Origin of the sequence: Streptomyces sp. NPDC006296 (genome assembly GCF_040613235.1) — a bacterium.
In the GTDB taxonomy this organism is placed as follows: domain Bacteria; phylum Actinomycetota; class Actinomycetes; order Streptomycetales; family Streptomycetaceae; genus Streptomyces.
In genome coordinates this window covers 215,618-241,226 of sequence record NZ_JBEXRT010000002.1, presented here as the reverse complement: position 1 = coordinate 241,226, position 25,609 = coordinate 215,618, and the positions used below count along the sequence as shown (strand labels likewise).

General features: G+C 74.1%; 27 protein-coding genes and 1 tRNA gene. 14 read left to right on the top strand and 14 right to left on the bottom strand.

What is annotated here, in order from left to right:
• Positions 1-165: 165 nt before the first annotated feature.
• The 3 genes from ABZ172_RS02460 to ABZ172_RS02450 all read left to right on the top strand — a co-directional run bounded on the left by ABZ172_RS02460 (position 166) and on the right by ABZ172_RS02450 (position 2,803).
• Entirely contained in the window at positions 166-1,119 is a 954-nt protein-coding gene (locus ABZ172_RS02460; protein WP_356879316.1) for a HAMP domain-containing sensor histidine kinase, read from the top strand.
• Positions 1,120-1,123: 4 nt separating this feature from the next.
• Entirely contained in the window at positions 1,124-1,795 is a 672-nt protein-coding gene (locus ABZ172_RS02455; protein ID WP_356879314.1) for a response regulator transcription factor, read from the top strand.
• Between the two features lie 102 nt (positions 1,796-1,897).
• Complete coding sequence (locus tag ABZ172_RS02450; protein WP_356879389.1) at positions 1,898-2,803, top strand: DUF2510 domain-containing protein; 906 nt, start codon at positions 1,898-1,900, stop codon at positions 2,801-2,803.
• 175 nt (positions 2,804-2,978) lie between these two features.
• Here the strand turns inward: ABZ172_RS02450 and ABZ172_RS02445 are convergent, their stop codons facing one another.
• Together ABZ172_RS02445 and ABZ172_RS02440 are read right to left on the bottom strand one after the other, a co-directional pair.
• Positions 2,979-4,130 (bottom strand): YncE family protein, encoded by a 1,152-nt coding sequence (locus tag ABZ172_RS02445; RefSeq protein WP_356879312.1) that lies wholly within the window; start codon positions 4,128-4,130, stop codon positions 2,979-2,981.
• Positions 4,131-4,594: 464 nt separating this feature from the next.
• Positions 4,595-4,668 (bottom strand) — tRNA-Pro (locus ABZ172_RS02440).
• Between the two features lie 139 nt (positions 4,669-4,807).
• Between ABZ172_RS02440 and ABZ172_RS02435 the strand changes: the two genes are divergently transcribed.
• Together ABZ172_RS02435 and ABZ172_RS02430 are read left to right on the top strand one after the other, a co-directional pair.
• Positions 4,808-5,509, top strand: coding sequence for a transketolase (locus ABZ172_RS02435; RefSeq protein WP_356879310.1), 702 nt, complete (start codon positions 4,808-4,810; stop codon positions 5,507-5,509).
• Between the two features lie 46 nt (positions 5,510-5,555).
• Positions 5,556-6,455 (top strand): transketolase, encoded by a 900-nt coding sequence (locus tag ABZ172_RS02430; RefSeq protein ID WP_356879308.1) that lies wholly within the window; start codon positions 5,556-5,558, stop codon positions 6,453-6,455.
• A 233-nt stretch (positions 6,456-6,688) separates the two neighbouring features.
• Here ABZ172_RS02430 and ABZ172_RS02425 read toward each other — a convergent pair whose 3' ends face one another.
• The 4 genes from ABZ172_RS02425 to ABZ172_RS02410 are packed head-to-tail and all read right to left on the bottom strand — an operon-like array spanning position 6,689 to position 10,172.
• Complete coding sequence (locus ABZ172_RS02425) at positions 6,689-7,300, bottom strand: ATP/GTP-binding protein (protein ID WP_356879306.1); 612 nt, start codon at positions 7,298-7,300, stop codon at positions 6,689-6,691.
• Positions 7,278-7,649 (bottom strand): DUF742 domain-containing protein, encoded by a 372-nt coding sequence (locus ABZ172_RS02420; RefSeq protein ID WP_356879387.1) that lies wholly within the window; start codon positions 7,647-7,649, stop codon positions 7,278-7,280. Before ABZ172_RS02420 ends, ABZ172_RS02425 begins: the two co-directional genes overlap by 23 nt.
• Positions 7,650-7,651: 2 nt before the next feature.
• Positions 7,652-8,086, bottom strand: a complete 435-nt coding sequence (locus ABZ172_RS02415) for a roadblock/LC7 domain-containing protein (protein WP_356879304.1) — start codon at positions 8,084-8,086, stop codon at positions 7,652-7,654.
• Positions 8,087-8,093: 7 nt separating this feature from the next.
• A complete protein-coding gene (locus ABZ172_RS02410) occupies positions 8,094-10,172 on the bottom strand; it encodes an ATP-binding protein (RefSeq protein WP_356879302.1) in 2,079 nt (692 codons plus the stop codon).
• Between the two features lie 480 nt (positions 10,173-10,652).
• Here ABZ172_RS02410 and ABZ172_RS02405 point away from each other — a divergent pair, with 480 nt between their 5' ends.
• The gene (locus tag ABZ172_RS02405; protein ID WP_356879300.1) at positions 10,653-10,970 is read left to right on the top strand and encodes a hypothetical protein; all 318 of its coding nucleotides are present in this window, start codon (positions 10,653-10,655) and stop codon (positions 10,968-10,970) included.
• A 114-nt stretch (positions 10,971-11,084) separates the two neighbouring features.
• Here ABZ172_RS02405 and ABZ172_RS02400 read toward each other — a convergent pair whose 3' ends face one another.
• Both ABZ172_RS02400 and ABZ172_RS02395 read right to left on the bottom strand, forming a co-directional pair.
• The gene (locus tag ABZ172_RS02400) at positions 11,085-11,528 is read right to left on the bottom strand and encodes an SRPBCC family protein (protein ID WP_356879298.1); all 444 of its coding nucleotides are present in this window, start codon (positions 11,526-11,528) and stop codon (positions 11,085-11,087) included.
• Positions 11,529-11,777: 249 nt separating this feature from the next.
• The gene (locus tag ABZ172_RS02395; RefSeq protein WP_356879296.1) at positions 11,778-12,485 is read right to left on the bottom strand and encodes a phenylalanine--tRNA ligase beta subunit-related protein; all 708 of its coding nucleotides are present in this window, start codon (positions 12,483-12,485) and stop codon (positions 11,778-11,780) included.
• A 268-nt stretch (positions 12,486-12,753) separates the two neighbouring features.
• Between ABZ172_RS02395 and ABZ172_RS02390 the strand changes: the two genes are divergently transcribed.
• The gene (locus tag ABZ172_RS02390) at positions 12,754-13,338 is read left to right on the top strand and encodes an XRE family transcriptional regulator (RefSeq protein ID WP_356879294.1); all 585 of its coding nucleotides are present in this window, start codon (positions 12,754-12,756) and stop codon (positions 13,336-13,338) included.
• A gap of 167 nt (positions 13,339-13,505) precedes the next feature.
• Here the strand turns inward: ABZ172_RS02390 and ABZ172_RS02385 are convergent, their stop codons facing one another.
• Positions 13,506-14,324 (bottom strand): endo alpha-1,4 polygalactosaminidase, encoded by an 819-nt coding sequence (locus ABZ172_RS02385; protein ID WP_356879292.1) that lies wholly within the window; start codon positions 14,322-14,324, stop codon positions 13,506-13,508.
• A 201-nt stretch (positions 14,325-14,525) separates the two neighbouring features.
• Complete coding sequence (locus ABZ172_RS02380; RefSeq protein ID WP_356879290.1) at positions 14,526-15,008, bottom strand: molybdopterin-dependent oxidoreductase; 483 nt, start codon at positions 15,006-15,008, stop codon at positions 14,526-14,528.
• Positions 15,009-15,145: 137 nt separating this feature from the next.
• On the opposite strand from ABZ172_RS02380, the gene ABZ172_RS02375 reads away from it, so the two are divergent.
• From ABZ172_RS02375 to ABZ172_RS02360, 4 genes are all read left to right on the top strand, one after another.
• Positions 15,146-15,496: a hypothetical protein gene (locus tag ABZ172_RS02375; RefSeq protein WP_356879288.1), complete on the top strand. Its 351-nt coding sequence runs from the start codon at positions 15,146-15,148 to the stop codon at positions 15,494-15,496.
• Between the two features lie 93 nt (positions 15,497-15,589).
• Entirely contained in the window at positions 15,590-16,411 is an 822-nt protein-coding gene (modA, locus tag ABZ172_RS02370) for a molybdate ABC transporter substrate-binding protein (protein ID WP_356879286.1), read from the top strand.
• Positions 16,408-17,268 (top strand): molybdate ABC transporter permease subunit, encoded by an 861-nt coding sequence (gene modB / locus ABZ172_RS02365; protein WP_356879284.1) that lies wholly within the window; start codon positions 16,408-16,410, stop codon positions 17,266-17,268. Before modA ends, modB begins: the two co-directional genes overlap by 4 nt.
• Entirely contained in the window at positions 17,265-18,446 is a 1,182-nt protein-coding gene (locus ABZ172_RS02360) for an ABC transporter ATP-binding protein (protein ID WP_356879282.1), read from the top strand. Before modB ends, ABZ172_RS02360 begins: the two co-directional genes overlap by 4 nt.
• A gap of 495 nt (positions 18,447-18,941) precedes the next feature.
• On the opposite strand, the gene ABZ172_RS02355 is transcribed toward ABZ172_RS02360, so the two are convergent.
• Both ABZ172_RS02355 and ABZ172_RS02350 read right to left on the bottom strand, forming a co-directional pair.
• On the bottom strand, positions 18,942-20,138 hold the full coding sequence (locus tag ABZ172_RS02355; protein ID WP_356879281.1) for an MBL fold metallo-hydrolase: 1,197 nt from the start codon (positions 20,136-20,138) through the stop codon (positions 18,942-18,944).
• A gap of 132 nt (positions 20,139-20,270) precedes the next feature.
• Complete coding sequence (locus ABZ172_RS02350) at positions 20,271-20,711, bottom strand: PPOX class F420-dependent oxidoreductase (RefSeq protein WP_356879279.1); 441 nt, start codon at positions 20,709-20,711, stop codon at positions 20,271-20,273.
• A gap of 153 nt (positions 20,712-20,864) precedes the next feature.
• On the opposite strand from ABZ172_RS02350, the gene ABZ172_RS02345 reads away from it, so the two are divergent.
• Together ABZ172_RS02345 and ABZ172_RS02340 are read left to right on the top strand one after the other, a co-directional pair.
• The gene (locus ABZ172_RS02345) at positions 20,865-22,064 is read left to right on the top strand and encodes a Glu/Leu/Phe/Val dehydrogenase dimerization domain-containing protein (RefSeq protein WP_356879277.1); all 1,200 of its coding nucleotides are present in this window, start codon (positions 20,865-20,867) and stop codon (positions 22,062-22,064) included.
• 168 nt (positions 22,065-22,232) lie between these two features.
• Positions 22,233-22,844 carry a TetR/AcrR family transcriptional regulator gene (locus ABZ172_RS02340; RefSeq protein ID WP_356879275.1) on the top strand — a complete coding sequence of 204 codons (612 nt, stop codon included), beginning with the start codon at positions 22,233-22,235 and terminating at the stop codon, positions 22,842-22,844.
• Between the two features lie 84 nt (positions 22,845-22,928).
• Here the strand turns inward: ABZ172_RS02340 and ABZ172_RS02335 are convergent, their stop codons facing one another.
• Positions 22,929-23,930, bottom strand: a complete 1,002-nt coding sequence (locus ABZ172_RS02335; RefSeq protein ID WP_356879273.1) for a DUF6745 domain-containing protein — start codon at positions 23,928-23,930, stop codon at positions 22,929-22,931.
• 132 nt (positions 23,931-24,062) lie between these two features.
• Complete coding sequence (locus ABZ172_RS02330; RefSeq protein WP_356879271.1) at positions 24,063-24,389, bottom strand: hypothetical protein; 327 nt, start codon at positions 24,387-24,389, stop codon at positions 24,063-24,065.
• 268 nt (positions 24,390-24,657) lie between these two features.
• On the opposite strand from ABZ172_RS02330, the gene ABZ172_RS02325 reads away from it, so the two are divergent.
• A complete protein-coding gene (locus ABZ172_RS02325; RefSeq protein WP_356879269.1) occupies positions 24,658-25,608 on the top strand; it encodes an STM4015 family protein in 951 nt (316 codons plus the stop codon).
• Position 25,609 lies beyond the last annotated feature (1 nt).

Here is a 25,609-nt window from a genome sequence, read left to right as displayed (position 1 = left end):
GCCGCGGACCGGGCCCGGGGGACATCGGGCCGGACACCCATCTTGGAGGGGGTCCACCATGCAGACGCGGCCGCGGACCGGGGCCGCGGCCGCGCGGAGAGCCCGACCGGCGATAGTGGAGGCAGCCGTCCGCCCGTGTACCCGTCCGAAGGAGGCCGTGCGGTCTTGTCCCTGTTCTGGCGCATCTTCCTGCTCAACGCCGCGGTGCTGGTCGCCGCCGGGGCCCTGCTCCTGCTGGGCCCGATCACCGTCTCCGCCCCCGTGGTGCTGACGGAGGCTCTGATCCTGGCCGGCGGCATGACCCTGATGCTCGGCGCGAACGCCCTGCTGCTGCGGCTGGGACTCGCACCACTGCAACGGGTCACCCGGGCGATGGCGACCATCGACCTGCTGAGCCCGCGCCCGCGCCCCGAGGTCGCCGGCGAGGGGGAGGTCGCGGCGCTGATCGAGACCTTCAACAGCATGCTGGACCGGCTGGAGGCCGAGCGCGCGACCAGCACCGCGCGCGCACTCGGCGCCCAGGAGGCGGAACGCCGCAGGGTCGCCCAGGAGTTGCACGACGAGGTGGGCCAGACCCTGACCGCGGTGCTGCTGGAGCTGAAGCGGGTCACCGGCCACGCCCCGGAGCCCCTGCGCGAGGAACTCACCCAGGTCCAGGAGATCACCCGGGGGAGCCTGGACGAGATCCGCCGGATCGCACGGCGGCTGCGCCCCGGGGTGCTGGAGGAGCTCGGGCTGGTCAGCGCCCTGACGGCACTGACCACCGAGACCCCGACGCCCAAGGGCCTGACGATCAGGCGCCGGACGGAGAAGGACCTGCCGCCCCTGGGCGAGGAGGCGGAGCTGGTCGTCTACCGCATCGCCCAGGAGGCGTTCACGAACACCGTGCGGCACGCCGGGGCCACCCGGCTCGAACTCTCCCTGTGCCGCAGCGCCGAGGGGGTGGAGCTGCGCATCCGCGACGACGGCCGCGGCCTCGGGGGCGCCCCGGAGGGCGCGGGTCTGCGCGGCATGCGCGAACGCGCCCTGCTCATCGGGGCCACACTGACCCTCTCCGCCGGCCCGGCGGGCGGCACGGACGTACGCCTGGACGTCCCCGTACGGAACGGAAGCGCCTGAGATCATGCCCCACTCCCCCGACGGCTCGCGGACGACCCGCATCCTGCTCGCCGACGACCACGCGCTGGTCCGCCGCGGTGTGCGGCTGATCCTCGACGGCGAACCTGACCTCCAGGTCGTCGCCGAGGCGGGCGACGGCGCCGAGGCCATCGAGATGGCCCGCTCGGAGCGGCCCGACCTGGCGGTGCTCGACATCGCGATGCCCCGCCTGACGGGCCTTCAGGCGGCACGCGAGCTGTCCCGGGTCATGCCGGAACTGCGCATCCTGATGCTGACCATGTACGACAACGAGCAGTACTTCTTCGAGGCGTTGAAGGCCGGCGCCTCGGGGTTCGTGCTGAAGTCCGTCGCCGACCGGGACCTCGTCGAGGCCTGCCGGGCCGCCATGCGCGACGAGCCGTTCCTCTACCCCGGCGCGGTCACCGCCCTGATCAGGAACTATCTGGACCGGGCCAGGGACGGCGGCGACGTGCCCGACCGGGCGATCACCGAGCGCGAGGAGGAGATCCTCAAGCTGGTGGCCGAGGGCCACTCGTCGAAGGAGATCGCGGGCATACTCGTGATCAGCGTCAAGACGGTGGAGCGGCACCGGGCCAACCTGCTGCACAAGCTCGGCCTCCGCGACCGGCTGGAGCTCACCCGGTACGCGATCCGGGCGGGGCTGATCGAACCGTAGGACGTGCCGTCCCGTCAGGTCAGGTGCGGGGTACGGCGACGATCGAGCTGTGCGTTTCATACGATTCTCACTCAGTGCGATTAACGTGCTCCTGTGACCCAGATGACCCCGCCCGGCTGGCATCCAGACCCCGGGCACTCAGGAACAGGCCCCGCCCAGGAACGCTGGTGGGACGGAAGCCGGTGGACCGACCAGCTCCGGATATCCCCCGCGGTGGTCCGGCGCCGCCGCGTGCGCATCGGCGCGGGGATCGCCGCCGGCATCGTCGTGCTCGCGGCGGTCGGCGGCGGCGCGTACCTGCTGGGCGACCGCTCGGGCGACCGCGGCGGCGGTCCGGCGGCTGCTCCCGCACCCTCGGAGAGCCCTCGGCTGCCGGGCGGGCCCGGCGGCGAGGACGGCCAGGGCGGCGGATCCGGCGGACAGGACGGCGGCGGGGGCCAGGGCCCCGACCAGCAGATGCCTCAGACGGAGGACGGGTACGCCACCGACGCGGCCAGCGGGATCAGCATCCCGGTGCCCGACGGCTGGGAGGGCCAGTCCGGACCGATCGGGGCCGGTGTCACGACCGGTGAGCACGCCTGCCCCGGGGACGAGTCCCAGAAGTGCGTGCGGGGCGGGGTGTTCTCCGCGCCGGCCCAGGCCCTGAAGGTCGAGGCGAGCACGGCGAAGGCCGCGGCCCTGGCCGACATCAAGGCCAACGCCGAGGAGTCCTACGGCGGGGAGATCTACGGCGGCATCACCTCGCACAAGGAGATCAGGTCGACGGCGGTCACGGTCGCCGGGCAGCAGGGCTACCTGGTGCGCTGGAAGGTGGTGACGGAGAACGGCGACGACGGCTACGTCGAGTCGCTCGCGTTCCCCTCACCCCGCGTCACGAGCATGCTGGTGGTCGTGCGTTCCGGGTTCGACATCAACGACCGGGCGCCGAAGCTCTCGGTCCTGGACGACATCACCCAGGGCATCAAGGAGGCGGCGGGGTCCGGCTCCGGCACGGGCGAGACCGCCTGAGGGACCCGCCCCGCACGGAGGAGGCCGCGCCGGAACCGTCCGGCGCGGCCTCCCCGCCGCCCAGGGCGCGAGCTTCCCACCGCCTCGGTGCCCCTCCCCGCGGTGTCCGCCCGGGTTGCCGTCCGGCCTCCGGGCGCGGCCGGGATCCGGGTAGGGCGTCTCCGACGTGTCGCGCTCAGCCCTCACCGGCGGGTCCGGGCGCCCCGGCCCCGAGGACGACCATGCCGAGCGGCCGTGTGCCGGCGGGGACCCGGGTGACCTCACCCGTCGCCACATCGACCACGCTGAGGCCGTCCCAGTGCCCGTCCCGGGTGAAGCCGCCCGAGACGTAGGCGGTCCGGCCGTCGGCGCTCACCGCGACGTCCTCGTGCGGACCGTCCAGCGGAATGACGCGCTCCGCGCCGTCGGCCGCACGCACGGTCAGCGACGGGCCCCGGCCGACGGCGGGGTCGACGGCCCCGGTCCCGACCACGAACAACGTGCCGTCCGCCGTGACCGCGACCCCGTGCTGGTGGGTGCCGGCCGTCATCCGCTCGATGCGGACCCGCCCGGTGTCCGGTGCGACCACGGCGAGGCGCTCCCCCTCGAAGGGCAGAAGGAGGGCCCCGTCGGACGGCCGGACGGCCGCGTAGTGCGGCTTCAGCCAGGAGCCGAGGCCTCCTTCGGTCCCGTACGGGGCGACCTCGATGCGGCGGCTCCGCCAGGTCGCCGCGTCGACGACGGTGACGTCGAAGGAGTCGTGGCCGGTCGCGTAGACCTGCCGCCCGTCCCGGGACACGTCGACGTCGAAGGGGCGGCGGCCGACCGGGGCGGTCCCGGCCACCGTGCGCCGCTCCGTGTCGACGGCTTCGAGGACTCCGGCTCCGCCGGGGACGTTCACGCCGACGTAGACGGTCCCCCCGTCCGGGGAGAGCGCGATGCCCATGCCGCCGCCCCGGTACTCGCCCGTGGTCACGGGTCCCGTGTCGGTGGCGTACGGGACGAGGGCGGTCCGCTTGCGGCGCACGGTGTCCACCGCGGCCACCCCTTCGGCCGTCGCCACCCACGCCGTGCCGTCGGCGCCGAGCACGACACCGTACGGGGCGGTGCCGACCTGGACCGACCGCCGGCCGGGCACCTCCCGCCCCGAGGGGTCGACGAAGGTCACGGTGTCGGCGCCGAAATCCGTGACCAGGAGCGTCCCCTGCGGCGTGCGGGCCGTGCCGCCGCCCTCCTGCGCGTCACCGGCCGGGCTGTGCCGGGACGGGGCGGCCGGGGCCGGAGACGGGTCCCCGCCCGGCGCGCACCCGGCGAGCACCACGGTCAGAGCGGTCGCCACGGCGCCCATGAGGGATGAGGACCGCCTCCTCGGCACCGGTCGCGGACCGGGACGGGCCCCGTGGTTCCCGGACGGCCCGAAGGGCGGGAGGGGCTGTGCTGCCCTGGCGCTCATCGGTGGCACCTTCCTGTGGTTCCGCCGCGCCCACGGATCGCGGCGCGGCTCCCGCGGGGTCGGCCGCGTCACGGAGGGCGGCGCGGGTCGCATCGCGGCCGCGGGGTCCGGACCGACCTCTCCAGCCTCCGCCGCGCACCCGCGCCGGCACGTCCCCCCGTCGGACAGCCTCGGGGAGCCGGACGGACGACCGGGAGATCAGCCGATCGGACGACCCGCCGGAGATGGACCACACCCGCCACGACGGCCCCGGCCAGGTCACGGCACCACCGCCGCGGAAGCGGAACCGGCCGCACGCACGAGCGAGGGCCGGTTTCGGATCTCTCCGAAACCGGCCCTCGCTTCACGACTCTGCCGAGTCGGGACGACAGGATTTGAACCTGCGACCCCTTGACCCCCAGTCAAGTGCGCTACCAAGCTGCGCCACGTCCCGCTGTCCGTCTGACCTGGGGTTTCCCCCGGGCTGAACGCGCATGAGAACAATACCGCACTTGCACCGGTACTCACGAACCCGTTCCCCGGCCGTCGAGGGACTTGACCTCGATCGCGCTTGAGGTCGAATGCTGGGCCGCATGACGAACACGACGACACCGCCGGTCCGCGGCTACGCCGAGCTGGACCGGCTGATGGGCCTCATGACCGGCGACGAGAAGCACGGTCCGGCCGCCACCTCCACCCTGGACGCCCTCTGGGTGCTGTACGACCGTGTGCTGCGGGTCTCACCCGCCACCGCCGGCTCGCCCGGCCGGGACCGGTTCCTGCTCTCGAAGGGGCACGGCCCGATGGCCTACTACGCCGTGCTGGCCGCCCGCGGCTTCTTCGGCGAGGAGCTGCTGAGCGGTTTCGGGTCGTACGACTCGCCGCTCGGGCACCACCCCGACCGGCTCCTCGTGCCGGGCGCCGAGATCGGCAGTGGGTCGCTCGGGCACGGGCTCCCGCTCGCCGTCGGCACTGCGCTGGGGCTGCGCGCGCAGGGGCTGACCGACCCGCGCGTGTGGGTGCTGACCGGCGACGCCGAGCTGGACGAGGGCAGCAACCACGAGGCGATCGCCTACGCGGGCCCGGCCGGGCTCGACCGGCTGCACACCGTGGTGATCGACAACGCCTCGGCGACGCACGCGAGGCCGGGCGGTATCGCGGCACGGTTCGAGGCCGGTGGATGGTCCGCCCTGACCGTGGACGGCCGCGACCACGAGGCGCTGTACGCCGCTTTCACCGCGCCGCACCCCGGTCGGCCGCACGCCGTGATCGCCCGCGTGGCGCCCGGCCGCTGACCGTCCGGCCCCGCCCACCGCAACCGAACAGGATCGAGGACACCCCATGGACACCATGCGCGACCGCTTCATCGCCACCACGACCCGCCTCCTGGACGAGGACCCCCGCACCGCCCTGGTGCTGGCCGAGATCAGCCGGGACGGTTTCGGTCCGGCCGAGCGGGCCCATCCGCACCGGGTGGTCAACGTGGGGATCAGGGAGCAGCTGCTCATCGGCGCGGGCGCCGGTATGGCGCTGACCGGCATGCGGCCCGTCATGCACACCTTCGCGAGCTTCCTCGTGGAACGCCCCTTCGAGCAGGTGAAACTGGATCTCGGGCACCAGGGGGTGGGAGGGGTGCTGGTCAGCGCCGGCGGCTCGTACGACTGGCCGGCCGGGGGCTTCACCCACATGGCGCCGGGCGACGTCGCCCTCCTGGACACGCTCGACGGCTGGACGGTGCTGGTGCCGGGGCACCCGGACGAGGCGGAGACGCTGCTACGGCGGGCCGTATCGGGGGACGACCGCGTCTACGTACGCCTCTCCCTCCAGTCGAACGGCACCGCCCGTCCGGTCTCCGGGCCGGGCTTCGACACCGTGCGGGAGGGCAGCGGCGGGGTGGTGGTGGCCGTCGGGCCGATGCTGGACCACGTCCTGGAAGCGACGGAGGGGCTGGACACGACCGTGCTGTACGCGACGACGGTGCGCCCCTTCGACGCGGCGGGCCTGCGCCGCGCGGCCGGGACGCGGGGGCCGGCGGACATCGTGCTCGTCGAGCCCTATCTGGCGGGGACCTCCACCTCGGCGGCCAACGACGCCCTCGCCGACCTGCCCCACCGGGTGCTCGGCCTGGGGGTGGGCCGGAGCGAGCTGCGCAGGTACGGGCAGATGCAGGAGCACCTGACGGCGCACGGGCTCGACCCGCACGCACTGCGGCAGCGGATCACCGGCTTCCTGCGGCCCTGATCCGCGGCCCTGATCCACGGCCCTGCGCACGGCGGAGCCGCCCGGCGTCCGGCCGCCGCCGCGCAGGGCCGTCACCCGGCGGGCCTCCTGCCCCGCCGGGGCGCCGCGCGGTGGCCCCGGCCGCCACGGGGTCCCCGGAGTCCGCTCCCCCGGCGGTCCCCCGCTCGGCTCCGCGGGCGTCGCCGGACCCGCGGCGCGAGCGGCGGCGGCGCACGGCCGCCGGGGCGCCGAGGTCACGGATGGGCGCCGAAGACCGGGAGCGGCGCGGGCGTCGTGGCGTTGATGAGGTGCTGGAGGAGGGTGACCAGCGCTCCGGTCCCCGAGCTGGCGATCCGGGCGTCGCAGAGGACGACCGGCACCTCGGGTCCGAGGTCGAGCGCCGCCCGCACCTCCTCCGGTTCGTAGCGGTAGGCACCGTCGAACTCGTTGACCGCGACGATGAAGCCGATGCCGCGCCGCTCGAAGAAGTCGACGGCCGCGAAGCACTCGGCCAGTCGGCGCGTGTCGGCCAGCACGACCGCGCCGAGCGCGCCCGTGGACAGCTCGTCCCACATGAACCAGAAGCGCTCCTGGCCGGGCGTGCCGAAGAGGTAGAGCACGTGCTGCTCGGACAGGGTGATCCGGCCGAAGTCCATGGCCACGGTGGTGGCCGATTTGGATTCGATGCCTTCGAGGCTGTCGGTCGCCGCGCTGACCTGGGTCAGGAGTTCCTCGGTACTCAGCGGCGCGATCTCGCTGACGGCGCCCACGAACGTCGTTTTGCCGACGCCGAACCCACCCGCGACCAGGACCTTGAGGGCGACCGGGAAGGACTCGGAGCTGTCAGAGCTGTCGTCGTAGACCATCGAGCACTGCCTCCAGCAGAGATCGGTCGGTTGGCATGTCGTGGAACGCGGGGGCGTGTGCAGTGACCGCACCGCAGTCGACCAGGTCGGACACGAGGACCTTGGCGATGACGGCGGGCAGCCGGAGATGGGCGGCGATCTCGGCCACGGACGTGGGCCCGCCGCAGAGTTCCAGGGCCACCGTGTGTTCGGGGCCGAGGGGGACGTGGGGATCGCTCCCCGTCGCCATCACCAGGGAGAGCAGATCGAGCACGGTGGTCGGCCGCGTACGGCCGTCGCTCACGGTGTACGGGCGGATGAGGCGGCCCGCCGCGTCGTCGAGCAACGGCCCGTCCTGCGGGACCGGCATCCTCACGGCCCCGGGGTGAACGGCGCTCCGGCCGGCTGCCGGAGCGGCGTCATCAGGTAGGGCCGCACGCTCTTGACCAGCATGGCCATCTCGTAGCCCAGGACGGCGGCGTCCGCCTCGCGGCCCGCGAGGACGGCGAGACAGGTCCCGGATCCGGCGGTGGAGACGAACAGCAGGGTCGAGTCGAGCTCGACCACGACCTGCCGCACGTCGCCGTTGTCGCCGAACCGTGCCCCGGCACTGCGGCCGAGTGAGTACAGCCCCGCGGCGAGGGCCGCCATGTGATCGGCGCTGTCGGCGTCCATCCCGTGGACGGACTTCACCAGTCCGTCCGCCGAGAGGAGGACGGCGCTGCGCGTGTGGGGTACGCGTTGGACCAGGCCGCTCAGCAGCCAGTCGAGGTCCGAGACCTGACCGGACGGCGTGTCGCTCGTCATGATGCGTCTACTCCTTGAACGTGTTCTCGGGGCGGGGGTCCGGTCCGGGTGCCTGCGGGACCCGGTGCGCCGGGCCGGTCCGCTCCGTGCGGACGGGCACGGCGCCGGCGGGGGAACGGAAGGGCAGCGGGGCGAGGCCGTGGGGGCGCTGCACGCCGACGCCCGGGGCGTGGCCGGTGGGGACGGGGACGGCACCGGAGGGTCGGTACGGGTCCGTCACCCCCGGCTCTTCGGGGTTCTGCGGATCGGGGCCCGGTGCCTGGGCGTTGTGGGCCTGGGCGTTCTGGGCCTCGGCGTTCTGGGCCTCGGCGAGATCGACACCGCGGCGGAAGGCGGCCATCAGACCGGGGTCGTGGAGGGCGTTCTCGTCTTCGGCGCGCGGGGCGGGTGCCTCACGGAGCTGCGGAACCAGATGTTCCTGGTTGCTGCGCCGGGGCAGTCGGGGGCGGTCGGGTTCGGCCTCGGCGGCCGGGGCGGCGAGGTCCACCACCGCGGGCACGACCGGAGCGGCGAGATCCACCCCGGCGGGCGGGACGGGCTCGACGGGTCCGGCGGACGGGACGGGCCCCTGGAAGGCCGCGGGCACCGGAGCGTGAGCGGGCTCCATGATCCCGGCGGGCCCCGCGCCCGGCGGGGACGCTGCGAGGTTCGGACGGTCGACGCGCTCGGCGCGCAGCGGCAGCGGGGGGCCCGCGCCGCGCCCGTCGCTCGCCGGAGTCCGGTCGGGGGACGGCGGGGACTCCACCGCCGCCTGCGCCGGGATCACGGGCGCCGCGACCTGCGCGGGCGGGAGGTGCGGGGCTGCGGGCTGCGGGCCCGGCACGGTGCCGGGTGCGGTGGCGTCGATGTCGATGCCCAGGAGGACCTCGGGCAGCACGAGCACCGCCTGCGTGCCCCCGTAGATGTTGCTCTGCAGCCGGACGGCGATGCCGTGCCGGCGGGCCAGCGAGGCGACGACGAACAGCCCGATCCGCCCGTCCTGGAGCAGGTGGGCGACGTTGACCTGGTCGGGATCGGCGAGCAGGGTGTTCATCCGCTTCTGCTCCTGCGCGGGCATGCCGAGGCCCCTGTCCTCCACCTCCAGGGCCAGTCCGGCGGTGACGCGCTGGGCGCGCAGCAGGACCTGGGTGTGCGGAGCGGAGAACACCGTGGCGTTCTCGACGAGTTCGGCGAGGAGGTGGATCACGTCGGCGACGGCGTGTCCGCGCAGGGTGCCGTCGATCGGCGGCACGAGCTTGACCCGGGGGTACTGCTCGACCTCCGCGATCGCCGAGCGGAGCACCTCCGTCATGGTCACGGGGTTGCTCCACTGGCGCCGCGAGACCGCGCCGCCGAGGACGGCGAGGTTCTCGGCGTGCCTACGGATGCGGGTGGCGAGGTGGTCGACGTGGAAGAGGCCCTTGAGCAGGTCGGGATCCTCGACCTGGTTCTCCAATTCGTCCAGGATCTGGATCTCGCGGTGCACGAGGGACTGCAGGCGCCGGGCGAGGTTGACGAACACCTCGACCTTCTGTTCGTCGCCGTTGGCGTGGCCGCGGAACAGCTGGGACGCCTCGACGACGGCGGCCACCGCACTGTCGTGCGCGCGGCCCATCTCCTGGGCGAGGAGGTCGAAGGCGTCCGCGTCCGCGTCGGCGGGGGGTGTGTCCCGGCGGGCCGGCAGCGCCTCGCCCGCGCGGATCCGTTCCATGACCCGCTGGAGCTCGGCATGGTGCTGGGCTCCGGTGCGCCGGAGCGCCAGGGCGCGGTCGAGCACCCCGGCGGAGACACGGTTGGCGCCGAGGACGGCCGCCGCGAGCGCCGCCACGGCCAGCGCGCCGGATCCGCCGAGCGCGGCCAGGAGGCTTCCCGAGGGGCTGACCCCGGAGGCCCGGACCGTGAAGATGACGGCCGCGGCCCCGCTGAGCAGGGCGGCCACGGTCGGCAGGAGTGCCGTGCGCATCAGCTGGGGTCGCAGGCGGCTGTCGGGAGGTGGCTGCGCGGCGCGCGGCCGGTTCGCGGCCGCGTGCGAGCGGCCACCCGGACGGCCGTGCCGGCCGCTCTCGCGGCGTTCCGGTCGCGCGCTGGGTGCGCGAAGTTGAGACATCTTCGTCCTCGGTACGTGGGGCACCAGGAATCGGCATTCGTGTGGTGACACCTACGGTGGTCGGTCAGGCCCGGGTCAACGGCTGGAGCGGGCTCGACCGATAGGAGCCCACCGTTGATCACCGGCAACACACGGTAGTCGTCAATCGCCGGTACTCGGCGTGCAGTTGTCGAAGTTGCCCGCCAGGCGTCCCGCTCTGGTATGACGCCTCGTACGGACAGCCGAATCCCCGCGGCCCCACCCCGGGACGGACGGCCGGGTATCGATCCCACGTACGAATCCCCGGTGGGCGGCGGGACACCGCCGGCCGGACCCGGGCACCGGGACGATGCGACCGACGGACCTCCCGCCCCGGCCCCGCACCACCCGGCTCCGTCTCGTGCTCCTTCCAGCGACTCTTTCGAGGTGACGCTGCGTGAGCCCGCCGAACGGGGGTAGCGGGCCTGGATGTTCCGATACAGGCGTGTACGAGTTCTGACCGTGCTGCTCAGCGGGTGGGTGGCCCTGACCGGCGTGGAGCGCTGGGCGGAACGGGCGCCGTGGCCGGATGCGGTGCTGAGCGGGCTGATGTGGTCCTGCGTGGTGGCCGGAGTCTGGTGGTTCGCCGAATGGACCCAGGCCCCGCTGCGCACCGCACGCCAGGCGGCGGCGGAGCGCGCCCGGAGGGGCCGGGTCCCGCTCGCCCGGAACCCGGCCGCCGGGACGCCGGCCGAGGGGTCCACCGGCGCGTCCACCGCCCCGGCCGCTCCCTCCGAGGAGCCTGCCGACCGCGGGGCCGGAGCCTCCACACCGGTGTGAGGCCGGCCCCTCCCCGCCGTCCCGGTACACACAGACGACCGCCCGTGCTCCCCTCGTCGGGGGGCGCGGGCGGTCGCCTGTGCGAGTGTCAGCCGCGGGGCGGGCGGCCCGTGGTCACGGGAGCCGGGGCGCTTCGCCCGCGGCCGTGGCCTCGGCCAGTTTCTGGAACTCGCCCAGGTCGTAGTTGGCCAGCACCGAGTCGAGGTTGGTCAGGGCGCCGAGGCGCTCCACGAAGCCGTGGGGGTCGTACTCGATCTGGAGGGCGACACGGCTGGACGTGTCGTCGAGCCGGTGGAAGGTGACCACACCGGCATGGTGCACGCCCTCGATCGTCTTCCAGGCGATCCGGTCCTCCGGGACGACCTCGGTCAGCTCGGCGACGAAGCCCTTGTCGGCACCCGGCACGGACACCTGCCAGGAGAACCTGCGCTCGTCCATCGGGTCCACCCGCCGCACGTGGCTCAGGAACTTCGGCCACTGCGTCACATCGCTCCACAGCGCCCAGGTGACGCTGATCGGCGCCTTGATGTCGACGGTTTCGACGAGTGAGGAGGACATGGAGGACAACCCCTTCTGCGGTCGGTCAGGCCTTGGGCTGCCGGGTACCCGATCGACGGCGGTGCACGCATGCCCGTCCCCCTTTCCCGGGGTCCCGGCTTCCTGCCCCCGCTTCCCGCTCTACGGCGCCACGCTCCTTCCGGAGAGCGGCGGCCGTGCCGACGGCCGAGGACGGGCGCGGGCACAGGCGGGCGGGCCGGCCGGAGGCGTGCCCGCAGGGGTGGAGCGGTGGGGCGGGTGTCGGGGCGGTCAGACGCCCGCCTCCGGGTGGGCGGGGCCGAGGTGGCGCACGGCCGCGTCCTCGGCGTGCGGGAGGAGCAGGCCCCGGAGTGCCGTCGCGGCGGCCTCGACGAGATGACCGTCTCGGGCGGCGTGCGGGGTCTCCAGGACGAAGGTCACCCGGGTGCTGTCCTCGGTGACACGCGTGCGATGGGCGTCGCGGTGGTTCCAGTGCCGGGTCAGGACGCCGGCGGTGTCGGCGTAGACGACCTCGCCGGGCTTGGGGTTCTCCAGGGTGTCCGGTTCGCCGAGCGGGGTGAACTCCTCGCTGCCGTCGGCGTACCGGATGTCGATGTCGCCGGCGACGTGCCGGAGGTCGAAGGCGCCGGCGGGCAGACCGTGGCGGAGGGAGACGGCGTTGTAGGCGTCGACCGCGGGGTTGATCCGGGGCAGTGTGCCCTTCTTGGCCACGCGGCGGCCGAGCGCGTCGACGCTGGGGCGGATGCGGCGGGGGTTGGTGCCGAAGGAGCGGTAGACCGTGTGCCAGGCCTCGATCCGGGGGTCGCTCTCGTCGGCCGGCAGCCAGGCGCCGTCGGCGACCTGCCGCTCCAGGTCGTCCAGGGCGGCGGCGGTCTCGGGCCAGGGTTCGCGTCCGCGCAGGCCGGTCGCGGTGACCAGGGCGACGAGGGTGTCGGGGAACGCGGCGGCGACATCGGGGTGCAGGCGGAAGACGGTCATGGGGCGGTGTCCTGTGTTCGTGTGCGTGAGGGCGGTCGTGGCGGGGTCGCGAGCGACCGGTACGGTCCGGGCACGGCGGCCGGGGGCAGAGCCGTACCGCAGGGGCGGGAGGCGACGCACCGCGGTGCCCGTCCGGCTCGAAGGAGCGCGGCGACCCGCCACCGTTCCATAGCGGAACGACTGGACCGTACAATGAAACGACCGCCCGTTGTCAACCGAACGACCGAGCGGACCATTCCGCTGTCCAACGGATCAGGAAGGTGATCAGGTGCCCGAGGCAGAGGAGGCCCTGCGCACGCTCGCCCGCAACGTCCGGGCCGCGCGCACCCGTGCGGGGCTGTCCCTGGACGAGCTGGGACGGCGCGCCACGGTGAGCAAGGGCGCGCTGGTCGGGCTGGAGAAGGCGCAGGGCAATCCGAACTTCGCCACGCTCGTCCGACTGGCCGACACACTCGGTGTCTCCGTGTCCGCCCTGCTGGAGGGGTCGGCCGGAGGCCGCGTCCGCGTGGTGTCCGCCGACGCCCTCATGCCGCTCTGGGCCAGCGAGCGGGGCGGCGAGGCCCGGCTCGTGCTGACGACCTCGGGCCCGGCCCCGGTCGAGATCTGGCGCTGGAGGCTGGAGCCGGGCGAGGAGTACGCCAGCCACCCGCACCAGGCCGGCGTGGTGGAGACCGTCAGCGTCACCTCGGGCCGGATGACGCTGGTCGTCGACGGCGCGGAGCACTCGGTCGAGGCCGGCCAGACCGCCACGTTCGACGGCGACGCCCCCCACGCCTACCGCGGTTCGGGCAGCGGGACGTGCCACCTGATCATGACGGTCCAGATCCCGCCCGGCCCCGGCTCCCCGGGCTGAGCCCCCGGCCGGGCACGCCGCCCTCCGGGGGTCCCGGGCGGGCGGGTGGCGCCGGCGGAGCCCGCCGGTCACACCCCGCCCGCACGCACTTCCCGCCGCCGAGCCGGGTCACCGCCCCGCCCGTCGCCGCGCGGGCACGGCCGGGCAGGGCGGTCCTCAGGACCGGCTCAGCAGGTCTTCCGGACGTACCCGCCGTCACCCGGGGCGCTGACGTCCACGTCGCGCAGCACCACACTGAGCCGGCTCCCGAACTCGGCGCACGTCTCCCTGAAGGCCTGCTCCTGGTACTCGATGACGATCACGTCGTCGCCGAAGCCCTCGGTGTAGTCACCGCATTCGTCCCACTCGCCGCACTCCTCGGCGACCGCGAAGTCGAGGCCCGTCTCGTCGCGGTCGAGGGAGAACTCCGAGGTGTTCTTCTGCGCGATCGCGAGGCCCTTCTCGTGGGCGTGGTCGGCGAGCAGCCTGACGAACGTCTTCGCCTGGGCCTCACTGATCAGATCGGTGCGCGCGAAGGTGTCGAGGTTGTCCGGCTCGACGGCCCGGAACCCCTTGGTGGCGCACGAGTCGATCCAGGAGTTGACCTTGGCGGCGATCCGCTGGCGCTTGGCGGCGGTCCGGATGTCCAGGATCGCCTCGCCCCAGCCCTCGTCGTAGACGATCTCACCGGCGGCGTCCCGCAGCAGCAGGTCGCCCCACTCGCTCTCGGCTCCCGGCTGCGCCTGGAAGGCGTTGACGTAGCAGATGGAATAGAGGCCCGCCGCGGGCGATGCGGTGTGGTCGCGGCTCACGACCTCCACCCCGGCCGGGGGCGTGTACGGCTCGCCGATCTGGTAGTCGAAATCGGCGTGCGCCGGCGGGGGGCTCACGGCCAGGGCGGCACCGTCGGCGGTGGAGGTGAAGAACAGCGGGGTGATCAGCGCCGCTGCCACGGCTGCTGCCACCGGAACCCGTCCATGGGACCGGACGCGGTTGACGAAGGACATCACGAACTCCGGGGGATGGGGGGTACGTCCCCGCCTCGGACACCGCGCGTGCACGGGTCCTGGCGACTCAGTCCGGGCTGACGGTGCGTGGACCGCGGTACCGGCTGGGCGTACCTCTGGGGCCGAGTGCGGGACTTCGGCCTGGGAGGGAGTAAAGCGAGCGGGGTCCCGGGCTGTCAACAGGCGCCCGCCCAGGGGCCGTCACTCCCATGTGGAGTAACCGCCGTCCACCCGGAGGGCGTTGATGCCGCTGACGTGGCGGGCGCCGCAGCGGTCCTGCGGCAGGACGAGCTGCGGTCCGGAACGGTCGAGCGGGGTGCCGTCGATGGTGACCGCGAGCAGCACCCGGGCCTGCCCGAAGTCCGGGTCGATCTCCGCCCAGGACAGCAGTGCGCGGTGGCCGTCCGCTCCGGAGACGGCGATCAGGAAGCGCAGCCGGTCCCTGCGCCGGGCGGGAGCGAAGCGGGGCCCGGCGTCCATGAGCACGTCGTGCAGCAACGGCCCGGTGAAGCGGTGGTGCTGGACGCCACTGGTGGCGCACTCGAAACTGACGTCCGACGTGTGCTGCGGCCAGGCGGACAGGTCGCACACGGACAGCCGGGCCGGGCGGGCCACGTCACCGCCGAGGGCGAACGCCGGTGCCGGTCCGGCCGTCGTAGCGGCGGCTGCGAGGGGCTGACTCACGGGTACCACCTCCTCGGTGACGGTACCCGGACCACTCCCCTGTACAAACGCACATGCCAGCTCGACCACGTTCGTTTCTCACTCATACGAAGCGACAGGAGACTTTTGCCTGGCATCTGCGGCAGTATCATCAGCGCATGCATACCCACCGGACCGGAAAGGGCGCCGCCCCACCCGGTGTCCTCGCCGACCCCGTCGGGCGCCGCACGGACCCCGTCGGGCACCTCAAGGACTGCGAGGTCGCCGCGCCGGACGCGACGTCCCGGGACGCCGGAACGTTCCTGCACAGACCGGCCGGCCACGTCCGGTCCGCACGCTACGGAACGGACGGCCCCGGGCTCCTCGGCCCGAGGCACCGCTCCGGCGCCGTGCCCGGGCTGCCGCTCCGGGACCTGCCGGTGCGGGTCGGATGCCGGGGCTCGTACGGGCTGCGGGGTCGCCGGCGGCAGGGCCGGTGCCGGAGCCCGGTGTTCCGGCGGGTGCCGTGAGCGCCCCGGCCCGTGGGGGCGTGGAAAGACCGTGGGCGGTCCGCGAGGACCGCCGGTGACTGTGTCCGTGAGGACGAGAGGGAGCGACCCATCATGACCCGTAGTGCGCGCCGGACCCGCCGGATCCTGCGGACGGCCGGTACAGGCGCAGCCGCCCTGCTGGTGCTGAGCGGCTGTTCGTCGTCGGACGACTCCGCGTCGGCGACGTCGGGGTCCTCCGCATCCGGGTCGGACGAGCTGTCCGGCCCGGTGACCGTGTTCGCCGCCGCCTCCCTCAAGGAGAGCTTCACCACCCTGGGCGAGGAGTTCGAGAAGGCGCACCCCGGTACGAAGGTCTCCTTCAACTTCGGCGGCAGCGACTCCCTCGCGGCGGGGATCACCGGGGGCGCGCCGGCCGATGTGTTCGCCTCCGCGAGCCCGAAGACGATGAAGATCGTCACGGAGGCGGGGAGCGCCTCGGGCGCGCCGGCCACCTTCGTGCGCAACCAGCTGGAGATCGCCACGCTGCCGGGCAATCCCGACCGGGTCTCCTCGCTGAAGGACCTCACCGATCCGGGTCTCAAGGTGGTCCTGTGCGACAAGGAGGTGCCCTGCGGCGCCGCCGCCCAGAAGGCCCTGGACGCCGGCGGGCTCACGCTCACCCCCGTCTCGTACGAGCAGGACGTCAAGTCGGCCCTGACCAAGGTCGAGCTGAAGGAGGCCGACGCGGCCGTCGTCTACACGACCGATGTGCACGCGGCGGGTGGCAAGGTGGAGGGCGTGGAATTCCCCGAGTCGGCCGATGCCGTCAACGACTATCCGATCGTCCGGCTCAAGGACTCCGCGAACGCGGACGCCGCCGAGGCCTTCATCGCCCTCGTGCGGTCCGCCCAGGGCCAGAAGGTCCTGACCGGGGCCGGGTTCCTGAAGCCGTGACGTTGCTCGACGGCCCGGGCGCCGCGGCCGGCCCCTCCGCGGGCGGGCCGCGGCGCCGGCGCGAGCGGAAGGGCGGCGGCCGGGGGGCGCCCCTGCCCCTGCTGGTGCCCGCGCTGATCGGCCTCGCCTTCCTGATCGTGCCGCTGGTCGCACTGCTCGTACGCGCTCCGTGGCGGAGCCTGCCCGAGCTGCTGACCAGCGCCGAGGTGTGGCAGGCGCTCCAGCTGTCGCTGGTCTGCGCCACGGCGGCCACCGCGGTGAGCCTGGTGATCGGTGTGCCGCTGGCCTGGCTGCTGGCCCGCGTCGAGTTCCCCGGCCGCGGTCTCGTACGGGCCCTGGTCACGCTGCCGCTCGTGCTGCCCCCCGTGGTGGGCGGTGTGGCCCTGCTGATGGCCCTCGGCCGCAACGGGATCATCGGGAGGTCGCTCGACGACTGGTTCGGGATCACGCTGCCCTTCACGACGACCGGGGTCGTGATCGCCGAGGCGTTCGTCGCGATGCCGTTCCTCGTCATCAGTGTGGAGGGCACGCTGCGCGCCGCCGACCCCCGCTTCGAGGAGGCCGCCGCGACGCTCGGCGCCTCCCGCTTCACCGCGTTCCGGCGGGTCACCCTGCCGCTGATCGCTCCCGGTATCGCGGCGGGCGCGGTGCTCGCCTGGGCCCGCGCCCTGGGTGAGTTCGGCGCGACGATCACCTTCGCGGGCAACTTCCCGGGCCGTACCCAGACCATGCCGCTGGCCGTGTACCTCGCCCTGCAGAGCGATCCGGAGGCGGCCGTAGCCCTCAGTCTGGTTCTGCTCGCGGTGTCCATCGCGGTGCTGGCCGGCCTGCGCGACCGTTGGATGACAGCAGGATGACCGAGATCCCGGGCTCCGCCCGCGAGGCCCGGACCGGTGTCTCCGCCCGTGCGGCCCACGACACCCCCGGCGCCGAGGACACCCGCGGCGCCCACGAGTCCGTCGGTCCGGACGACGAGCCGGGCCGCGCGGCCTCCGGGGCCGGGCTCGACGCCCGTCTGGTCGTCGAGCGGGGCGCCTTCCGCCTCGACGTGGCGCTGACCGCCCGGCCGGGCGACGTGGTCGCCCTGCTCGGCCCCAACGGCGCGGGCAAGACCACCGCCCTGCGGGCCCTCGCCGGTCTGACCCCGCTCACCGGCGGTCATCTGCGGCTGGACGGAGCCCCCTGGGAGCGGACGCCGCCGGAGTTCCGCCCGGTCGGCGTCGTCTTCCAGGACTACCTGCTCTTCCCCCACCTCAGCGCCCTGGACAACGTGGCCTTCGGACCGCGCTGCCAGGGCGTGGCCAAGGCGGCGGCGCGCGAGCAGGCCGCCGACTGGCTCCGCCGGCTGGGGCTCGCGGAGCACCTGGGCGTGAAGCCCCGTAAGCTGTCGGGCGGACAGGCCCAGCGGGTCGCCCTGGCCCGGGCGCTCGCGACCCGGCCGCGGCTCCTGCTCCTGGACGAGCCGCTGGCGGCGCTGGACGCCCGCACCCGCCTGGAGGTCCGCTCCCAGCTCAGACGGCATCTGGCCGAGTTCGAGGCCGTCGCCGTGCTGGTCACGCACGATCCCCTGGACGCCATGGTGCTGGCCGACCGGCTGGTCGTCGTCGAGGACGGCCGTGTCGTCCAGGAGGGGACGCCGTCCGACGTCGCCCGCCGCCCGCGCACGGACTACATCGCACAGCTGGTCGGCCTGAACCTGTACCGGGGCGAGGCGGACGGGCACACCGTCCGCCTCGGCTCCGGATCCCCGCTCACCGCGTCGGAGCAGGTGTCCGGGCCGGTCTTCGTGGCCTTCCCGCCGAGCGCGGTCACCCTCCACCGGGAACGTCCCACCGGTACGAGCGCCCGCAATCTCTGGCACTGCGAGATCGCCGGTCTGGAGACCCACGGGGACCGGATCCGCGCGGACCTCACCGGCGAGCTGCGCATGGCCGCGGACCTGACGACCGTCGCCGCCGCCGAGCTCGACCTGCGGCCGGGTGCGGAGGTCTGGGCGACGGTGAAGGCCACCCAGACCCACGCCTATCCCGCCTGAGGCCGCAGCGGCGGGGCTGCACGGGCCGGGAGCGGGGGGGGCACAGCACCCGGGGGCCGCACGGGACGGGGCCGCACGAGCCCGGAGCAGGGGGCACAGCGCCCCGGGGTGCCGCACGGGACGGGGCAGAGGCCGCCTCCTCCGGGTCAGGGCGCCCGGGGGCGGGGGCCGCACGGGCCCTGAGCAGGGGGCACAGCACCTAGCGGGGGCCGCCTCGACCGGGGCAGCGTTCGCCTCGGACCGAACGGGGACCGCCCCGGACCGGGTGCCGGCGAGGCCGGCGGGGGCGTCCCGCTCGCACGTCACCGCCGGAGCGGACTCCCCTGTGCCTCCGGGATCACGTTGGTCTCAGCCGGTGGCCGTCACCCCCGCAGGGGCCTGGACCGCCGGGCGGACCCGTCGTCGGTCACCCCCCGAGCGGACCGGGCCCGGCGGCCCGGTCGCCCTCGGAAGCCCCGGCCCCGGGAGCCCCGGCAGCCCCCGGGCCTCCGCGCGTCACCGCTCGCCGGCGAGGTCGACTTCCTCCTGGTGCACCGGCGCGGCGTCCGCCACCTCGGCACGGCGCCACGGGTGGGCGGCGGGTGCGGCCACGCCCCGCCACCAGGCGTCCGAGGGCAGCTTCTCCGCCGGCTCGAAGGGCTCGCCCGGCCGGGGCAGGGCCAGGGCCTGGCCCGCCTCGTCGGCGACGTCCTTCATCCACTCGCCGGGCTCGGCCCACGGGTGCGGGGCCAGGTTGAAGGTGCCCCAGTGGATGGGCAGCAGGGCCCCGTGCGGCGTGCCGCCCTGGAGGTCCAGGTGGGCCCGCAGTCCCTCGGCCGGCGTCATGTGGATGTCGGGCCAGTACTCCGAGTAGGCACCGACCTGGATCATGGTCACGTCGAAGGGGCCGTGCGCGGCCCCGATGTCCTTGAAGCCGGAGAAGTACCCGGTGTCCCCGCTGTGGTAGACGCGGTGCTCCGGGCCGGTGACGACCCACGAGGCCCAGAGCGTGTGCTGCTGGTTGCGCAGTCCGCGGCCGCAGAAGTGCCGCGCGGGGGTCGCGGTCAGGCCGATGCCCGCGACCTGCGCGGTCTCGTTCCAGTCGAGCTCGTGGATGCGGTCCGGCGGAACGCCCCACCGCTCCAGGTGGGCGCCCACCCCGAGCGGTACCGCGAAGACCGTGTCCGTACCCGCCAGGGCCTTGATCGTCGGCAGGTCGAGGTGGTCGTAGTGGTCGTGGGAGATCACGACGGCGTCCACGGGCCCGAGCGAGGCGAGCGGCAGCGGGACGGGGTGCAGGCGCTTGGGCCCGGCGAAGGCGAACGGCGAGCAGCGCTCGCCCCAGACCGGGTCGAACAGCACCCGGCGGCCGTCGATCTCGACCAGCACGCTGGAGTGGCCGAGCCAGGTCACCCGCAGGCCCGACGAGGGCGGTGCGGCCAGGTCGGCCAGGGTCGTGGCGTGGACGGGTACGGTCCCGAGCGGGGACCTGCGGGCCCGCTCCTCCTTCTGGAAGTACACCTTGGCGAATTCGAGCATGGAACCGGACGGCCTGGTCCGGGCCCCCTCGGGATTGCGGAACACCCCGTCGGCGAAGTTGGGCGAGCGGCGGATCCGCTCCATCCGCGCTCCGGACGGGTCCGCCCCGAAGGCCTCGGGGCGCAGCGAGCGGAGTCTGGTACGGAGCGAGGGCTGATGGTCTGCGCCGGTCACAACATCTCCTGAGGGAGTCGGTGTCGTCTCATTATGGTCGGGCGGTACGACGGGGCGAGGGCACTGCGGTGAACGGAGCAACACGGATGCGCTCCCCCGGGCCGTGTCCGGGCTCCCGTCGCGGGTGCCGCGTCAGGCACGCGGCTGGCCGTAGACGTGTTCGATCCTCAGGGTCAGGACCACTCTGCGGTCCCGGACCATCGCGCGACGGTAGTCGTCCCAGTCGGGGTGTTCGCCCTGGACGTCCCGGTAGAGCGCGATCAGCTGTTCCACCACGGCGTCGTGCGGATCGGCCGCGGGCGGCGTCAGCTCGGCGGTGGCGTCGGCCGCGGTCCACGCCCACCGGTCGTCGCTCGTCACGTGGTAGGCCGCCCGCGGGTCCCGGCGGAGGTTGCGGGTCTTCACACGGTCCTCGGTGAGGGAGACGCGGATCACCCCCTCGTCGGGGTAGTAGGCGTGGTTCACGTTCGACAGCTGGGGCCTGCCGTCACGCTTGAGGGTGACCAGCACTCCGCCGGCGTGCTGCCCGAGGAGTCGGAGCAGCGCCTCGCGCGCGGAATCGATGTCCGTCATGCCGAGTCCAACGTCCGTGCACGCCGAAGGATTCCGCATCCGGGGGACGACACCGTCACATCCGTCGCCGGGGGTGCGTTGACACCCCCCTACCACCTCCCGATACTGACTGACTGTTCAGTACATCGCGCCAGATGAGCCAGGAGCCGTTCCGTGCCGTCCCCCGCCCCCGCCCCGCTGATCTCCCTGACCTGGACGGACCATGTCACCGGCACGGTCGGGTACCTCGTCGTCGACCGGCTGGTGCGCGGGGTGTCGAGCGGCGGTCTGCGGATGCGCAAGGGCTGCACCCTGGCCGAGGTGACCGGCCTGGCGCGGGGCATGACCATGAAGGAGGCCCTGCACTTCGACCCCGACGGCCCGCCGTCGCGCTACGTGCCCCTGGGCGGGGCGAAGGGCGGCATCGACTGCGACCCGCGGGACCCGGCCGCCCACGGGGTCCTCGTGCGGTTCCTGCGGGCCGTGCGCCCGTACGTGGAGAACGTCTGGACGACCGGGGAGGACCTCGGGCTCAGTCAGGACCTGGTCGACCGGGCCGCCGCGGAGGCCGGGCTCGTGTCCACCGTCCAGGCGGTCCACCCGCTGCTGGACGACGAGACGGCGGCTCGGCGGCGGCTCGCGGACGCCTTCGGGGTCACGGTCGGCGGGATCGGCCTGGACGGGCTGGTCGGCGGATGCGGGGTCGCGGAGTCCGCACTCGCCGCGCTGGACCGGGAGGGAGTGGCGTACTCCGGCACCCGGGTGTCCGTGCAGGGTTTCGGCACCATGGGCGGAGCGACGGCACGTTTCCTCTCCGAGGCCGGGCTGACCGTCGTCGCGGTCGCCGACGTGCTGGGGACCATCGCCGATCCGGCGGGGCTGGACGTCGAGGCGCTGCTGGCCGCACGGGACGCGTACGGGGTGATCGACCGCGGCACGCTGCGCCCGGGGTGTCAGGAACTGCCGGCCGACGCCTGGCTGGGCGCCGAGGCGGAGATCCTGGTCCCGGCCGCGGTGTCGTACGCCGTCGACGCCGTCAACCAGGCCGCGGTCCGCGCGCGTTGGGTGGTCGAGGCCGCGAACATGCCGGTGCTGCCGGAAGCGGAGGCGCTGCTCGCCGGGCGCGGCATCACGGTGCTGCCCGATGTGGTGGTCAACTCCGCCACCAACGCATGGTGGTGGTGGACGCTGTTCGGGGACATCGGGCCCGACGCCGAGGAGGCGTTCCGGCACACCCGCCGCTCCATGCGTGCCCTGGTCGACCACGTCCTGGAGCGGGCCGCGGCGGAGGGCTGCACACCCCGGGCCGCCGCACACGCGCTGGTCGCGGAGCGGCTGCCGGTGATGGCGGAGCGGTTCGGCTGGTACGCGTAGACCGGTCGGGCACGGACGGCCCGGCCGGTACGGGCACCCGGGGACGGGCGGCCCCGCACACACGGACGGCCTCCGCCGGCCCGGTCGGTCCCGTGACTCCGCGGCCCCTGGGGCGGACGCCCGGACGGACCGGCGGACGGGGTCCCGGGCGTTGGTTAGGGTGGCCGGGTGGCGAGAGTACGGCTGAGTGTGGCTGAGCGGCGGGAGGAACTGCTGCGCGCCACCGTCGAACAGATCGAGGTCCGTGGGGTGTCGGCGGTCCGGATCGCCGATGTGGCCGCCGTCCTGGGGGTGAGCAACGCCCTGGTGCTCTACCACTTCTCGTCCAAGGAGAAGCTGGTGGCCGCGGCGTTCGCGTACGCCGCGGAGGCCGATCTCGCCCATCTGCGCAGACTGCTGAGCCGCCGCACCACCGCGGTACGACGGCTGAGAGCCGCCGTTCGCTGGTACGCGCCGACCGGCCAGGCCAAGGGCTGGCGGCTCTGGATCGAGGGGTGGGCCTCCTCGCTGCGCGACCCGGTGCTGCGCGAGGTCGCCGGCGATCTCGACCAGCAGTGGAAGGCGGAGCTGGCCGAGGTCATCGACGAGGGGGCCGCGGCCGGGGAGTTCCGCTGCGACGATCCGATGTCCGTGGCCTGGCGGCTGACCGCTCTCCTGGACGGGCTCGCCGTCCAGATGACGTCCTACGCCGGTCCCCTCTCCCGGGCCACCATGCTGCGGTGGACCGAGGAGGCCCTGGCCCGCGAACTGGGCATCGAGCACACCGTCCTCACCTCCTGAGCGGCGCGGCCCCGGCTCCCCCGGCCTGCCCCACCCTTCCCCCGGCCGGAGGCCCCGCCCCGCCGGGGCCGGTCGCGGGCCCGGTCAGGTCTGGCGCACCGGGGCGTAGGCCTCCCCCTCCAGTCCGAAGGTCCAGGCGACGCCCTCCCGCGCGGTCCGGGTCCTGGGCGGCACCCGCAGCCAGTAGGTGCGGTGCGTGCCGTCCGGCTCGGGCGTGGAGTTGACCACCTCGACCATCACGACGTCCTCGTCGCCCTCCATCGCGATGCGCCACAGGATCCCGGTCTCGTCCCGGTGCACGGGCTTCGCGTCCGACTCCGCGAGGTAGCGGTCGTAGCCGTAGTGCTCCAGCATCACCCGCCGGAGCTCGGCGTTCTCCTCGGCCCGGATCCGCGCGGGGTCCAGGCTCGACAGGCCGTCCAGGAACTCGGCCGGCACGGGCATGCCCCGCCAGGCGTACAGGGCGAACCCGTCCGGGTAGGCGAGGGCCGGGCCGTCGCCCCGGTCGAGCCGTCCGGCCTCGTCCCGGTGCAGCGCCTCGGGCCGCTCGGTGATCACCACGGCGTGCTCGTAGGGCCACCACCAACCGGCGTTCCGGGCGACCTCCGCCAGTCCGGTCAGCCGGTCGCCCCGGCCCTCGAACGCGGCGAGCCACGCGGCGTCGTGCTGGCCGAGGACCGCGTCGAGCAGCACCAGGCGGATGTCGGACTCGTCCTCGGGCCGGCCGGCGAGCTCGGCGACGACGCCCGTTCGTATCCGCTCGGCCAGTGCGGCCGTGGTCTCCCACAGCTGCGCCCCGGTCGCGGACCACAGGGCGGCCCATCCGGCCGGGCCCAACGCGTCGTACACGCGGCGGCGTTCCTCTGCCCACGGGCGGGTGCGGACCTCCTCGCGCACCGAGCGTCCCGCCCCGGTCAGCTTCTCCACCACCTCGACGGCCGCCTTCGGCGAGTCCGCCCAGATGACGCGTTCGGGCTCCGCGAGTCCCGCGGCGCGGTAGGCGCGCCGCACCCCGTCCTCGGCCGCGTCCCGGTCGGCCCTGCCCGTCGCCGCCGCCACGGCACGCCACGCGTTCACGTCCTGCATCGGTATTCCCGTCCCCTGTCGCTGTTCTCTGACCGCACATCACACACATCCGGACCACCGCGCACCGGGCCGTCCGCCGCCCGGCGGGGCTCAGCCCGCACCGCACACCGCCGCGCACACCGCACGGGACGCTCAGTCCGCGACGATGCGGACCGCGCCCGGGGCGTACTCGCGCTGGCGCACCACACGGAACCAGCCCTTGGGGAGGGCTATCGCGGCGTGCTCCTCGTGGACCACCCGTCCCCCTTCGGGGAGGTGGAGCAGCATCGGCCCGAAGGGGCCGGCCTCCCTGAGCAGCCGGCCCGGCCCCTGCACCGCGTGCGCGTGTCCGGTGACCTCCCCCAGCGCCAGGACCAGCCTCCCCCGGCCGTCGCGCGGTTCGCCCGGTGCGTCGAGGAAGTGCGCCGGCACCTCCGACTCCTCGAACCGCGCCATCAGTACGTCGCCCTGCCGGTACACAGACGTCTCCCCTCCGTCCCGGCACCCGTTGTGCCGGCCACAGGGAAGACGCTACGAGAGGGGTCTGACATCGCCGCCCCGGCGAGGGAGTTACCGGGCGGATCACCGTGCGGGCGGGCGGCTCGGCAGGGATCGGCACGCCCGTCCGGCGGGCGCATGACGGGCCGGTGACGGGCGGTCGGACAGCGGGCCCGGTCACCTCGTTGTCAGTGGCTCTTGATAAACCTTGCGGACATCAGTCGCCCCCCAGTGTCAGGAGCCCAGCGCCATGTCCGACGCGGACCGTCTGCACGAATTGCTCGGCCTGCCGGCCGTCGATTTCCAGCGCGAGACCGAAGGGGCGGACCGGCCCCCGGCCGATGCCGCGGCCTGGCGCGTCGGCGTCAACCCGTACGACGGGGACGCCTCCTGGGAGGAGGAGTTCGAGGCCTTCCTGGAAGCCGTCGACCCGTCCGGTGTGACGGCGCTGATCATCGGCCAGTGGGGCGAGGCGTACGAGGAGAACTCGGCGTATCCCATCGGGCTCGTCGCCGCCGCCGCGGACCGGCTGACCTCGCTCCGGGCGATATTCGTCGGGGACCTGGTGCCGGAGGAGGCCGAGATCTCCTGGATCGAGCAGTCCGATGTCACGGTGCTGCTCAGCGCCTTCCCGGAGCTGACCCACCTCGGGGTGCGCGGCGGCACCGATCTGGTCTTCCCCGCGGTCAAGCACGACTCCCTGCGCGAGCTCGTCATCGAGAGCGGAGGGCTGCCGTCCCAGGCCCTGCGCGGCGTGCTGGACAGTGAGTTCCCCGCGCTGGAGCACCTGGACCTCTGGCTCGGCGTCTCGGCGTACGGCGGTGACGCGGTCCTCCTGGACCTGGCGCCCCTGCTCGCCGGCACCCGCTTCCCGCGGCTCCACCACCTCGGTCTGCGCAACAGCGAGCTGCAGAACGAGATCGCCTCGGCGATCGCCTCGGCGCCGGTCGTCGCCCAGCTCCGCACGCTCGACCTGTCCAACGGCACCCTGGGCGACGAAGGGGCGGCCGCGCTGCTGGAGGGGCAGCCCCTGACCCACCTCACCGCGCTCGACCTGCACCACCACTTCCTCGGCGAGTCGATGGAGGCCCGCGTCACGGAGGCCCTCGAGCCGCACGGGGTGTCGGTCGACCTGTCCGACCGCTGTGAGCCGTGGGACGACCTCGGCCCCGAGGGCCGCTACACCGCGGTCGCGGAGTGAG

Coding starts and splice junctions, on each gene's coding strand:
- ABZ172_RS02450 (WP_356879389.1), top strand. CDS start 1,898: ATGACCCCGCCCGGCTGGCATCCAGACCCCGGGCACTCAGGAACAGGC.
- ABZ172_RS02360 (WP_356879282.1), top strand. CDS start 17,265: ATGACCGAGATCCCGGGCTCCGCCCGCGAGGCCCGGACCGGTGTCTCC.
- ABZ172_RS02435 (WP_356879310.1), top strand. CDS start 4,808: ATGACGAACACGACGACACCGCCGGTCCGCGGCTACGCCGAGCTGGAC.
- ABZ172_RS02415 (WP_356879304.1), bottom strand. CDS start 8,086: ATGACGAGCGACACGCCGTCCGGTCAGGTCTCGGACCTCGACTGGCTG.
- ABZ172_RS02455 (WP_356879314.1), top strand. CDS start 1,124: ATGCCCCACTCCCCCGACGGCTCGCGGACGACCCGCATCCTGCTCGCC.
- ABZ172_RS02400 (WP_356879298.1), bottom strand. CDS start 11,528: ATGTCCTCCTCACTCGTCGAAACCGTCGACATCAAGGCGCCGATCAGC.
- ABZ172_RS02410 (WP_356879302.1), bottom strand. CDS start 10,172: ATGTCTCAACTTCGCGCACCCAGCGCGCGACCGGAACGCCGCGAGAGC.
- ABZ172_RS02395 (WP_356879296.1), bottom strand. CDS start 12,485: ATGACCGTCTTCCGCCTGCACCCCGATGTCGCCGCCGCGTTCCCCGAC.
- modA (WP_356879286.1), top strand. CDS start 15,590: ATGACCCGTAGTGCGCGCCGGACCCGCCGGATCCTGCGGACGGCCGGT.
- ABZ172_RS02385 (WP_356879292.1), bottom strand. CDS start 14,324: ATGTCCTTCGTCAACCGCGTCCGGTCCCATGGACGGGTTCCGGTGGCA.
- ABZ172_RS02350 (WP_356879279.1), bottom strand. CDS start 20,711: ATGACGGACATCGATTCCGCGCGCGAGGCGCTGCTCCGACTCCTCGGG.
- ABZ172_RS02375 (WP_356879288.1), top strand. CDS start 15,146: ATGCATACCCACCGGACCGGAAAGGGCGCCGCCCCACCCGGTGTCCTC.
- ABZ172_RS02420 (WP_356879387.1), bottom strand. CDS start 7,649: ATGCCGGTCCCGCAGGACGGGCCGTTGCTCGACGACGCGGCGGGCCGC.
- ABZ172_RS02430 (WP_356879308.1), top strand. CDS start 5,556: ATGGACACCATGCGCGACCGCTTCATCGCCACCACGACCCGCCTCCTG.
- ABZ172_RS02445 (WP_356879312.1), bottom strand. CDS start 4,130: ATGGGCGCCGTGGCGACCGCTCTGACCGTGGTGCTCGCCGGGTGCGCG.
- ABZ172_RS02335 (WP_356879273.1), bottom strand. CDS start 23,930: ATGCAGGACGTGAACGCGTGGCGTGCCGTGGCGGCGGCGACGGGCAGG.
- ABZ172_RS02325 (WP_356879269.1), top strand. CDS start 24,658: ATGTCCGACGCGGACCGTCTGCACGAATTGCTCGGCCTGCCGGCCGTC.
- ABZ172_RS02425 (WP_356879306.1), bottom strand. CDS start 7,300: ATGGTCTACGACGACAGCTCTGACAGCTCCGAGTCCTTCCCGGTCGCC.